Source organism: Carnobacterium sp. AT7 (assembly GCF_000171855.1).
In the GTDB taxonomy this organism is placed as follows: domain Bacteria; phylum Bacillota; class Bacilli; order Lactobacillales; family Carnobacteriaceae; genus Carnobacterium_B; species Carnobacterium_B jeotgali.
This window is the reverse complement of the sequence record NZ_ABHH01000011.1, coordinates 48,440-60,364: the sequence shown is the minus strand read 5'-3', so window position 1 is coordinate 60,364 and position 11,925 is coordinate 48,440. Positions and strand designations below refer to the sequence as shown.

The window sequence follows — 11,925 nt, the reverse complement described above, 5'->3', positions numbered from 1 at the left end:
CATCGCCTGAAGCCTGAAAGATGTCTTCAGGCTTTCAAGCCTCAAACAAAACGTAATCGCTGAAGCGCTAACGTTTTGTAATTCGCATTGAATCCTGTACATGGATACAAGAAACCCCTATTCCTCCAGAAATAAATTCGTGTCATTAATTTAACTTAACTATCAACACTAAAGATTATAGATCCCTTTTTTATATGCATAAAAATAGTATTCACACCTTTTTGCGGATAATTAAAGTATGAAATGTTTGAAGGGGGAAAATAGTGATGCTAGTTGCAGTGAATAATGAGAACGTTTACGTTAATGCGATGAATGTGCAAAGAAATATCAAACAAAAGACTGAATATTTTTGTCCAAACTGTAAAGAACTCGTTTTTCTTAAGAAGGGATTAATCAAACAAGCTCATTTTACCCATTTTCAAAAGAGTGATTGTGCTGTTTTTTCAGAAGGCGAAACTGAAGAACATGTCTCAGGTAAAGCCATGCTTTATCAGTGGTTCATACACCAAAATATTCCCTGTCAATTGGAAGCATATTTGCTAAACTTAAAGCAGCGGCCTGATTTGTTAATTTGGTTAGATGAGCAGACACCAGTTGCTATTGAATTTCAATGTAGTTCTCTATCCGCCCAACGCATGATTGAACGAACGAATGGATATATTGAAAATGGGTATAAAGTTTATTGGATTTTAGGTGGAAGTTATCATTTTAAACATAAACTAACAAGTTTCCAAAAATTATTTATTAAGGAACATAAAAAAATAGGCTGCTATTTTTTAGAATTACATGTTGATAAAAGCACATTAACAGTTCATTTCAATATTAACCAATATGGCAATTCATCACAGATTGCTTCTTATTCTGCCCATATTGAGTTAACTAAAGCAAATACAAACTTAGATAACATTAAAGAGAGGTTATTACATATCTCAAAAGCCAAACAAAATGAATTAAAAAACCAGTTGATTAAAAGTCAAAGTTCTTTGAATAGAGGCAGAAATTACCAAGTACCGGAAATTGTTGCTTTTCAAAAGTATATTTATAAAAGAGGAGACTCTTTAATTTCTTTGCCTGTTGAAGTCTATTTACCAGTAAAAAATCAATTGTTTATTAAGACGTTACCTTATTTTTGGAAATATCAGTTATTAGAATGGATCATGAACAGAAATAGTGGTGAGGTTATCTCTAAAAAGGAAGTACACAATAAGTTTTTTGTGATGATCCAAAATAATGAACTTGTCTTTCATTTAATGCCCCTTATCTCGCTTGAGAGTAAAAAAAGGTGCATCGATAGTTTTATGGCCCTTTTAACTGAAAGAGGTTTGTTATCTGTTATTTCTAATTCTGATTGGATGGTACAAAGAGAACCCCAACGGTATGAAAATGAAAAGGAAAAGATAGCTGATTTCTTAGCTTTAGACTATTCGTTTGCAACTGAATCGAATGTGAAAGTAACTAAATGAAATTAACTTTATTCTAAAGATTTTTATGGTACTATTAAACATAAGAAAATTTAGAGGAGGTTTTTAAATGGATGAATCAAAACAATTACCAAAAAGAGATAAGGTACCTAGTGAATGGACCTGGGACCTAGGTGTTATTTTTAAATCTGATGAAGAGTTTGAACAGTCATATAAAGAATTAGAAAAAACAATAGAGTCTGCTGGAGCCTATAAAGGCACATTGACTAATGGATCTGAAAGTTTCTTAAAAGCGATCCAAGTTATTTTAGGTTTATCTAATCAATTAGAAACCTTATATGTATATGCTCAATTAAAAAATGATCAAGATACAACGAACTCTACCTACCAAGGGATGTATGAACAGGCTACTAAACTAGCAACACAGGCTAATGAGGCTATCTCATGGTTCGAACCTGAGGTATTAGAACTACCAGAAGAAAAATTGGAGCAATACTTTAGCGAAAATGAAGAACTGGCTATTTACAAACATTTTATTAATCAATTAACAGCCGCTAGAAAACATGTTTTAAGTGCTAACGAAGAAGCATTATTAGCAGGAGCAGGAGAGATTTTTAACGCTTCAAGTCGGACATTTAATATATTAAATAATGCAGATATCACATTTCCAACAATCAAAGATGAAAATGGCAATGATATTCAATTATCACATGGAGTCTATGGACAATTAATAGAAAGTACCAACCGTTCTGTTCGTGAAGCTGCTTTTAAAAATCTTTACAAAGTATATGAAGGCTTACAAAATACTTTCTCAAGTACGCTTTCTTCGCATGTTAAATACCATAATTACAATGCAAAAGTGCATCATTATCAATCTGCACGTGAAAAAGCATTAAGCAACAATCATATTCCAGAATCTGTTTATGATACATTACTAGATGTTGTACATGACCACTTACCTTTACTGCATCGCTATGTTGCTCTAAGAAAAGAATTATTAAATGTAGAAGAGCTTCATATGTATGATATGTACACACCTATTAGTGGCGAAGCAGGTATCAAATATACGTATGAAGAAGCTGAAGCTGAGACCTTGAAAGCGTTACAACCACTTGGCGAGGAATACCTATCCGTTTTGAAGAAGGCTTTTAATAATCGCTGGATAGATGTTATAGAAAATGAAGGCAAAAGAAGTGGAGCATACTCTTCAGGAGCATATGAAACAAATCCTTACATCCTATTAAATTGGCATGACTCTTTAAACCATCTATATACACTTGTCCATGAATTAGGTCACAGCGCTCATAGTTACTATACAAGAACCAATCAGCCCTATGTGTATGGAGATTATTCTATCTTTTTAGCAGAAATAGCGTCTACTACAAATGAAAATATTTTGACTGATTATTTATTAGAAACACAAAAAGATCCAAAAGTTAGAGCATATGTTTTAAATCATTATTTGGATGGATTTAAAGGTACAATTTTCAGACAGACTCAGTTTGCAGAATTTGAACATTTCATCCATGAAGAAGCAGCAAAAGGAACACCTTTAACCAGTGAATTTTTAACTAATTATTATGGTGAACTGAATGCACGTTATTATGGTCCAGATGTTGAAAAAGATCCTGAAATCGCTTTGGAATGGACTAGAATACCTCACTTTTATTATAATTATTATGTTTACCAATATTCGACAGGTTTTTCAGCTGCTACTGCTTTAGCTGATAAAATCGTTAAAGGTGAAGAAGGGGCATTAGACAAATACTTGACTTATTTAAAATCTGGAAACAGTGATTATCCTATCGAAGTAATGAAAAAAGCGGGAGTAGATATGACTGAGAAAACTTATATAGAAGATGCTATGAAAGTTTTCGAGTCAAGATTAAATGAGTTAGAAACACTTATTGAAACGTTAAAAAAATAAAGTATAAACAAATAAAAACACTAAGCCTTGGCTTAGTGTTTTTATTTGTGCTAGAGTATAAAATGAAAATTTTATAGTACTTGCAATGCTGCTTTATTCATTGAATGGATGTCTGTTTTAGAGATCATTTGATTTCTGGCTTCGATAATCATAGGATTAGGATTATGCAGTGCTTGCAACAATTCTACTGTAATGCCTTCTTCAATCAATAACCCATGCTCTTTATGGTGGTCGCTAAATAATACACAGGAAGGAGCACTAGAAATACTCATCTCGCGAGCCAATTTTTGATCGGCTTCAAAAGACGTTTTTGTGAAATCTAATTCTTTATCTTCTAGAAACATAGGAATGTCCAGTTTAACTTTTTTAGCAACTTCTAATATAAGATGCTCTGAAAAAGGTTCTTTTTCTTCAAGTAGTGCAGTTTGCAATTCTATTAAGAAGTTACGTCCTTTTTTCTTTCCTTGCATAGTTGCAGCGGTATAATATAGACAAATATCATATGTCACAGAACATACAGTATTGCGTAATTTTAAATCACCTTTTGACAAGTTGTTTGTAGCAAGGTATTGAGTAACTGTACTCAAATTATGAACTGGAACGAAATTCACACGAATTTTACCAGTAGAATTCTCAATAAAATTTAAAACTTCTTTTTCGGCTTGTAAACAAGTTGAGTCGATTGGATTAATAAATAAATAAATTTCAAACATTTCATTAAGAGTGGATTCATTTTTAGTATGAGTAGTTGAGAACATTTATCTTCACCTTAGCCTTAGTATTTTTAAATCTATATACGTGTTCTGTTTTTGTTAACAAATACACTTTATCAAAAATAGCTAAAAAAATATAATAAAGGGTCTCATTTTTGAACAAAACTCATTATGTCTTGTAACAAAGTCGCCACATTTAATGACGAATCCTTTAATAATCAGTGATTATCAGTCATTTAGATTCCATCATTCGAACGATTTTATTTTTTGTCGGTCGTTTTTCAATGGAATGATGCTTCAGAAAACGGTCGAAATAAACTTCACCCACTTCACGAGAGCTTGTTTCAAATTCTAATTCATAATCTACTTTAGTACCATAAGAACTTTCATCTAATACAATTAATCCTTGATCGATTTTCTTTTCGTAACGCTTTGTGGTTAAAGAACCAAACAAAACAAGTTCATTTAAATCGATTTGTAAAACACTTAATTGCTTAGCTACATGACCCTTTGATGCGATAGTATGAGTGTTCAAAAAAAGTTTGGCTTGTTTTAAAGATAAAGCATCAGTTGTTTCTAAAAGATTTTGTTCAAAAGGCGTTTTTAAAGTTTGTTCAGCTGAATCTGAAAATAAACGAATACGTAAAGCCGAGTGGGAATTTTTTAGCTTCCAATCTTTCGTATCGTAATAATAGTTTTCTTGGAGATAAGAATCTTTCTCAGTTAAGTTTAAACTGCTTATTAATTGTGTGAATTCATTCTTTGTTAAACTATTTTTAAATTCAATTTCTACTTGTTGAGATATTTGTTTCACTTCCTATTTAGAATTAGTTTACTCAGTGCACTAATAGTTTGTTCTTCTGGCACTGATTTTGTTCACCAATCATACCATCTTATTTCTATTTTAGTCTATTTCTTCTTTTTAGTTAAATATGTTAAAATGAATCTACAAAGCACTTTGAAAAAGTGCAAAATCATAAGTTCCTAAAAGAGGGTATAAAATGGTGGATAAAAATTGGGAAGATTTCTTAACGCCTTACAATCAGGCTGTTGAAGAATTGAAAATTAAATTAAAAGGTATTCGTAAAGAATACACTAAAGGAAATATGCATGTACCAATTGAATTTGTTACTGGAAGAGTAAAGCCAGTAAATAGTATCATTGGAAAAGCAGCACTAAGGAATATTGCTTTTGAGAACTTAGAGACTGAAATGCAAGACATAGCAGGATTACGAATTATGTGTCAATTTGTAGAGGATATTCATGAAGTGGTCAGACTTTTAAGAAGTCGGAACGATATGAAAATAATCGAAGAGCGAGATTATATCACAAATAAGAAAGAAAGTGGATACCGTTCGTATCATGTCGTATTCGAATACCCAGTGCAATTGATTCATGGTGAAAAAAAGATATTAGTTGAGATACAAGTACGAACATTGGCTATGAATTTTTGGGCAACTATTGAGCACTCTTTAAATTACAAATACCAAGGTGAGTTTCCAGATGCCATCAATTTACGCTTAAAGAGAGCTGCAGAGGCCGCGTTTCAGCTAGACGAAGAGATGTCTCAAATTAGAGAAGAAATACAAGAAGCACAGCATCTATTTTCTAATAATAAAAGAACAGTTATTAATGAACCGTCAAGTAACAATGATTTTTTGTGATGCATATTGATTGAAGCAGCTACAGCAACATGTTTAAATGGAAAAAGGGGGAAATAGCTTTGAAAATAGCAGTAGTTAATAATAACGTTGAGCAATCTTTAAAGCTAGCCGAACAATTTCGGATACTCTGCTTGGAAAATCACCTTCTGCTCGATGATAAAGATCCAGATGTGGTTGTAACGATTGGTGGAGATGGGACGCTATTGTCCGCTTTTCACAGATATGCCCATATGCTTCACCAAGTAAGGTTTGTAGGAGTGCATACGGGACATTTAGGCTTCTATACTGATTGGCGAGATTATGAATTAGTAGAACTTGTTGAAAGTCTGCTCAATGATAAAGGAGAAAGTGTCAGTTATCCTTTGCTTGATGTGAAAGTTACTTATCAAGGGCAAAAAGAATCATCACACTTTTTATCACTAAATGAGTCAACAATGAAACGGATAGATGGGACTATGGTATGTGATGTCTTCATAAAGGATGAATTATTTGAAAGGTTTAGAGGGGATGGACTGTGTATCTCAACCCCTACTGGTTCAACAGGTTATAATAAATCTGTTGGAGGAGCTGTTATCCATCCACGACTTGAAGCACTACAACTAACTGAGATTGCGCCTATCAACAACCGAGTTTTTCGTATTTTAGGATCTCCATTGATAGTAGCACGAGATGAATGGATTAGGATAAAACCCCTAACTACAGATGGATTTGTCTTAACGATTGACCAGTTAACTTCTTCTGAGAAGAATATTACTGAATTAACTTATAGCATTGCGAAAGAACGTATTCACTTTGCTCGATACCGACATACTCATTTCTGGAGTCGAGTTGAAGATGCTTTTATTGGAGCGAAAAAAAAATATGAAATTTAGTTGGATATATGATTTGCCAGCTAGTTTACAAGTGAAGTCATACCTAAAAACAAAAGGAATTTCACGTAGTTTACTAGCAAAAATAAAGTTTCATGGAGGGAAAATTGAAGTCAATGAGATTGAAGTAACGGTACGCTATCTTTTGAAAAATAAAGATACTGTCCAAATTACGATTCCCGATGAAGCTCCTCATGAAACAACGATTCCCATTGATATTCCCATTGACATTGTGTATGAAGATGAGCATTACTTGGTTGTAAATAAACCTTTTGGTGTAGCTTCAGTACCATCTCAAGTACATCCTGAAGGAACTATGGCTAATCGAGTAAAAGGGTATTATGTACGTCAAAATTATGATGACCAGGTCATTCATATCGTAACGCGACTTGACCGTGATACTACCGGTCTTATGTTGTTTGCTAAACACGGATACGCACATGCATTAATGGATGAAAAATTAAGAGCTAAAGAGATCACAAAAAAATATACTGCCTTAATCAGTGGACAATTCAATGAATCTGAACATGGGTTTATTGATGCACCAATTGCGCGAACCACAGATTCGATTATCACTCGAAGAGCTCATGAATCTGGGAAAGAAGCTTTAACAGAGTATTGGATAAAAGAAGCTTTCCCGCAAGCCACTTTAGTGGATATTCAATTGCATACAGGTAGGACACATCAAATTAGGGTCCATTTTGCTCATATAGGTCATCCGCTAATGGGAGATGACTTATACGGCGGTAAAAAAAATGAGTGGATAGTAAGACAAGCATTGCATTGTAGAGAATTAAATTTTAAACATCCTTTTACAGATAAAAAAATAAACCTTAAACTTGATTACCCAGAAGACATTACCCAATGGCTACATCAGCAGCAAAAGGTTAATAGTTAATGGAACGAACTTAGAAAGGGGTGTAGCCCTTGAAAGAAGTACAAATGGAATTTGAAGAACAAATAGAACAATTAAAAGGTTATTTAGCTACTCAAGATATTACATTATTTAGAGAGAATTTTTTAGAATTACACGTTTATGAACAAAGCCAAGTTTATCTATCCTTATCAGAAAATGAACGGTTAAGAACGTATAACTTCTTATCTCCAAAAGAAATGGCAGATATGTTTGAAATTCTTGAGGAAGAAGAAGAATCGGTCGAAAAATATTTAGAAGAAATGAATCCACAATATGCTGCAGATATGCTAAGTGAAATGTACCGCGATAATGCTGTAGATATGCTGAATCAGTTAGAACCGATTACAATCAAAAAATACTTGAGTTTAATGCCTAAAGAAGATGTTGAGGGTATTAACAAATTATTGAAGTATGAAGATGATACAGCTGGTTCAATTATGACAACTGAGTACATTTCAATTTTTGCAAATCAGACAATACAATCGGCTATGGCGATATTAAAAAAGAAGGCGCCAGAAGCTGAAACGATTTATTATGTCTATGTAGTCGATTCAAATAGACGTTTAGTAGGTGTCATCTCGTTAAGAGACTTGATTGTACATGAAGACGATGAAATGATTTCAGACATCATGGGAGACCGTTTAGTATTCGTCAATGGCAATGATGATCAAAGAGACGTTGCACGTACGATGCAAGATTATGACTTTCTAGCGATTCCAGTAGTAGATAACGAAGAACGATTAATTGGGATCATCACGATAGATGATATTATTGACGTTATTAATGATGAAGCGGCCAGTGATTACTCTGGTTTAGCCGGAGTCGATGTAGAAGAACGATCTGAAAATCCGTTTGTCGTGGCATCAAAAAGACTGCCATGGTTAATTATATTATTGTTTCTTGGAATAGGAACCTCAACTTTAATCAGCAATTATGAAGAAATGATTAGTGAAGCTAGCATTTTAGCTGTATTTATATCCTTAATAACAGGAACGGCAGGAAATGCAGGAACTCAATCACTAGCTGTAGCTGTTCGAAAATTAGCTGATAATGATGAAAATAAAAAAAACTTTGGAAAATTGATTATGAGTGAAATAGCTTCTGGGCTAATCACTGGTCTTGTGACAGGTGTGACCATCTTCTTAGCAGTAGGATTTTGGCAACAAAATTTCATTTTAGGATTAGTGATTGGAATAGCGATGTTGGTAGCCATAACCATTGCCAATCTTGCAGGAAGTTTTATCCCTATATTGATGGAAAGATTAGGGTTCGATCCTGCCGTTGCTAGTGGCCCATTTATTACAACACTGACAGATTTAACCAGTGTATTGATTTACTTTAACATTGCTGCATTGTTTATGAATTATTTAGTTTAGAAGGACGTTAGTGAATGAGCGAATACGACTAAATAGATAGCAGTATTTGCGCTAGAAGAGGATGAACATCTGTGGCAAATAGAAAGAAAAAAAAGATGACCAAGAAACAAAAAGAACAACGAACAAAATGGATTTTTACTGGAATTGTGCTTTTAATTGTTTTTTTTATGGGATTATTTTTAGGAGAAAATAAGCAGACTGGCCTTACGTTAAATGAAAGAATAGAGTCATTTAAAGAAGAATTAGTGGCTATCTTTAATCCAGAAAAAGAAGAAGTTGATCAAACAAAAAATCAAGAAACGACCATTCGTTTCTTAGATGCTGGTCAAGGATCAGCAACACTAATTCAAGCCGAAGATGGCACAACTATTTTAATAGATAGTGGTCGTTATGAAGATAAAGATAAGAAAATTATTCAACAATTGGATCAATATGTTGGAACAGGTGGAACGATTGATCTTCTTATCTTTACGCATAATGATTCAGATCATATTGGTTATGGAGATCTCATCATTAACTATTATGATGTTAAAGAGGTTTGGATGAATGGAAATGATGCTACTAGTAAAATTTACGAACGAGTATTGGATGCTGTAGATGAAAGTAATGCCATATACAGTGAACCAAAAGCTGGTGAAAATAAACAAGTAGGACCTTTTCAAATTGAGGTCATAAGTCCAAATGAGCAGTCAGACGACGATCAAAATGATGACTCAATAATTACTAAAATTACTGTCAATCAAGTAAGTGGGTTATTCAGTGGGGATGCTTCTCAAAGTATTGAAAAAGCGATTGTTGAAGCTAGAATGGATGTTACAGCAGACTTTATCTTGATGGGGCATCATGGATCCGATACAAGTACTAGCCAAGAGTGGATCCAGGCCAGTCAACCAGAATTTGCTATTTTTTCAGCAGGCAAAAACAATAGCTATGGTCATCCTGGTGAAGAAGCGATTAATCGTTTGAGGGAACAGTCTATTCCGGTATATGGAACGATTGAAAATGGAACGATTACTGTTACTATTCATGAAGATGGAACCTACAGTATTCAAACTGAAAAGGGAGAGAATCTTGATGAAGATGATGCTTGAAGAGATTGAAGGCGAACTAGCTCGATTTATTCCTGATGAAGGTCCATCATATCATGTGACAAAAGATTTGTTACCAGAAAATTATCGCATCGGGGAACTGTATGAGGTAACGATTGAAGGTGAGCAAGTTCTTACTATTATTCCTTTAAAAGAAGAGACACATTCGCGACTTGCTAAAATGAGTCAGAAAAGAGCAAAATTATTAAATAAGAAAAATAACTTGAATTAAAAAAGTACTGTAAACAAACAGATGATTCTTCTGTTTGTTTACAGTACTTTTTAGTTTGCCTGTTTGATAAGAGATCAACTAAGTTTCTTGGACATCATATGATGTGGAATACCCGCATCTAAAAAACCTTCGCCTTTCATATGATAACCTAATTTTTCATAAAAAACTAACGCATGATCCTGTGCATCAAGTACAAGCGTTTTGAAATGTTTAGATTGAGCATAACGTTCAATTTCTAACATCAATTGATTTCCTAAATTCTTCTTTCTAAAATCAAGCGAAACAGCAACTCGTTGGACTTTGAATGTAGTTGCATCTTTTTTGTAGAGCCTAGCAGTAGCGACTGCTTTATTTTCAATGTAGCCGATGACATGGATCGTTTGATCTTCTAAATCATCAATTTCTAATGCTGGTGGAACTAGTTGTTCTTCTACAAATACTTTTTTTCTAATTTCAATAGCATCATTGTAAGAGCTAGAGTTTAAATCGGTTGTCCAGATAAATTCCACAGTATCCCTTCTTTCTATATAAGTAAAATCGTAACACAAGTTATGAAAGGAATCTATAACAAAAAAGACAGTGGCATATTATATTGGATTTCTTTATTTATTAGAGTGGATGAACTATACTAAAGAAGATAATTTAATAAGAATGGGGTAAATATAATGAATGAAAAAACAATTCAACTGGTTGAAAAATTAACAACGATTCCTTCACCAACAGGAAATACGTACGAGATTATTGCTTTTATCGAAAAGTATCTAAAGCAGTTAGGCTATGAAGCTAATAAAACAAACAAAGGTAGCTTAATGGTAACTGTCAAAGGAACGAACCATCAAAAACAACGATTCGTAACAGCACACGTAGATACATTAGGAGCAATGGTAAGAGCTATCAAACCTAATGGACGCCTAAAATTAGATTTAATTGGTGGCTTTCGCTACAACGCAATTGAAGGCGAGTACTGTACAATACATACCGCTGAAAAAAAAATATCCGGTACAATCCTGATGCATCAAACAAGTGTCCATGTTTATAAAGATGCGGGAACTGCCGAAAGAAATCAAGAAAATATGGAAGTTCGTATTGACGAAAAAGTTCATACAAAAGAAGATACAAAAGCCCTAGGCATAGCTGTAGGGGATTTCATCAGCTTTGATCCTAGAACTGAAATTACAACAAACGGTTTTATTAAATCTCGTCATTTAGATGATAAAGTTAGCGTGGCAATATTATTACAATTTTTGAAAAAAATTAGTGTTGAAAAAATCATACTGCCGTATACAACTCATTTTTACATTTCAACGAATGAAGAAATTGGCTATGGTGGAAATTCGAATATCTCTGAGAAAGTTGTTGAGTATCTAGCAGTTGATATGGGGGCAATGGGAGACGATCAGCAAACAGATGAATACTCTGTATCTATCTGTGTAAAAGATGGTAGTGGTCCTTACCATTACGAACTGAGAAAGAAACTGACACAAATTTGTGAAGACCACAATATCCCTTATCAATTAGATATTTATCCTTTTTACGGGAGTGATGCATCCGCTGCAATGAAAGCTGGAGCCGATGTCCGTCATGCGTTGATTGGTGCAGGTATTGAAGCAAGCCATGCTTATGAAAGAACACATGAAGAATCCATAATCGCAACAGAGCAATTGATTGAACAATATTTAATGAGCAGTATGCTAGATTAACCGGAGAGGACTAACTTTT

Annotated in this window: 12 protein-coding genes; 9 read left to right on the top strand and 3 right to left on the bottom strand. The window is 33.7% G+C overall.

All coding sequences use genetic code 11. The features are described from left to right. The first annotated feature begins 266 nt into the window (after positions 1 to 266). Together CAT7_RS05920 and pepF are read left to right on the top strand one after the other, a co-directional pair. Positions 267 to 1,463, top strand: coding sequence for a competence protein CoiA (locus tag CAT7_RS05920; protein ID WP_007723147.1), 1,197 nt, complete (start codon positions 267 to 269; stop codon positions 1,461 to 1,463). A gap of 67 nt (positions 1,464 to 1,530) precedes the next feature. Next, positions 1,531 to 3,348 (top strand): oligoendopeptidase F, encoded by a 1,818-nt coding sequence (gene pepF, locus CAT7_RS05915; protein ID WP_007723145.1) that lies wholly within the window; start codon positions 1,531 to 1,533, stop codon positions 3,346 to 3,348. 71 nt (positions 3,349 to 3,419) lie between these two features. Here pepF and CAT7_RS05910 read toward each other — a convergent pair whose 3' ends face one another. Next, on the bottom strand, positions 3,420 to 4,106 hold the full coding sequence (locus CAT7_RS05910) for a DsbA family protein (protein ID WP_007723142.1): 687 nt from the start codon (positions 4,104 to 4,106) through the stop codon (positions 3,420 to 3,422). A gap of 187 nt (positions 4,107 to 4,293) precedes the next feature. Continuing rightward, on the bottom strand, positions 4,294 to 4,875 hold the full coding sequence (locus CAT7_RS05905) for a CYTH domain-containing protein (protein ID WP_007723140.1): 582 nt from the start codon (positions 4,873 to 4,875) through the stop codon (positions 4,294 to 4,296). A gap of 187 nt (positions 4,876 to 5,062) precedes the next feature. Between CAT7_RS05905 and CAT7_RS05900 the strand changes: the two genes are divergently transcribed. The 6 genes from CAT7_RS05900 (at position 5,063) to CAT7_RS05875 (ending at position 10,206) form a co-directional block, all read left to right on the top strand. Beyond that, positions 5,063 to 5,725, top strand: coding sequence for a GTP pyrophosphokinase (locus CAT7_RS05900; RefSeq protein WP_007723138.1), 663 nt, complete (start codon positions 5,063 to 5,065; stop codon positions 5,723 to 5,725). A gap of 59 nt (positions 5,726 to 5,784) precedes the next feature. Further along, on the top strand, positions 5,785 to 6,597 hold the full coding sequence (locus CAT7_RS05895; RefSeq protein WP_007723136.1) for an NAD kinase: 813 nt from the start codon (positions 5,785 to 5,787) through the stop codon (positions 6,595 to 6,597). Further along, positions 6,587 to 7,492, top strand: coding sequence for an RluA family pseudouridine synthase (locus CAT7_RS05890; protein ID WP_035019426.1), 906 nt, complete (start codon positions 6,587 to 6,589; stop codon positions 7,490 to 7,492). The genes CAT7_RS05895 and CAT7_RS05890 overlap by 11 nt, the downstream gene beginning before the upstream one ends. Positions 7,493 to 7,536: 44 nt before the next feature. Continuing rightward, positions 7,537 to 8,886 (top strand): magnesium transporter, encoded by a 1,350-nt coding sequence (mgtE, locus tag CAT7_RS05885; RefSeq protein ID WP_029278243.1) that lies wholly within the window; start codon positions 7,537 to 7,539, stop codon positions 8,884 to 8,886. Between the two features lie 71 nt (positions 8,887 to 8,957). Further along, entirely contained in the window at positions 8,958 to 9,977 is a 1,020-nt protein-coding gene (locus CAT7_RS05880; protein ID WP_007723130.1) for a ComEC/Rec2 family competence protein, read from the top strand. Continuing rightward, on the top strand, positions 9,961 to 10,206 hold the full coding sequence (locus tag CAT7_RS05875) for a DUF3006 family protein (protein ID WP_007723128.1): 246 nt from the start codon (positions 9,961 to 9,963) through the stop codon (positions 10,204 to 10,206). Before CAT7_RS05880 ends, CAT7_RS05875 begins: the two co-directional genes overlap by 17 nt. A gap of 74 nt (positions 10,207 to 10,280) precedes the next feature. Here the strand turns inward: CAT7_RS05875 and CAT7_RS05870 are convergent, their stop codons facing one another. Continuing rightward, complete coding sequence (locus CAT7_RS05870; RefSeq protein ID WP_007723126.1) at positions 10,281 to 10,715, bottom strand: GNAT family N-acetyltransferase; 435 nt, start codon at positions 10,713 to 10,715, stop codon at positions 10,281 to 10,283. A gap of 156 nt (positions 10,716 to 10,871) precedes the next feature. Here CAT7_RS05870 and CAT7_RS05865 point away from each other — a divergent pair, with 156 nt between their 5' ends. Beyond that, the gene (locus CAT7_RS05865) at positions 10,872 to 11,906 is read left to right on the top strand and encodes a M42 family metallopeptidase (RefSeq protein ID WP_007723124.1); all 1,035 of its coding nucleotides are present in this window, start codon (positions 10,872 to 10,874) and stop codon (positions 11,904 to 11,906) included. Positions 11,907 to 11,925 lie beyond the last annotated feature (19 nt).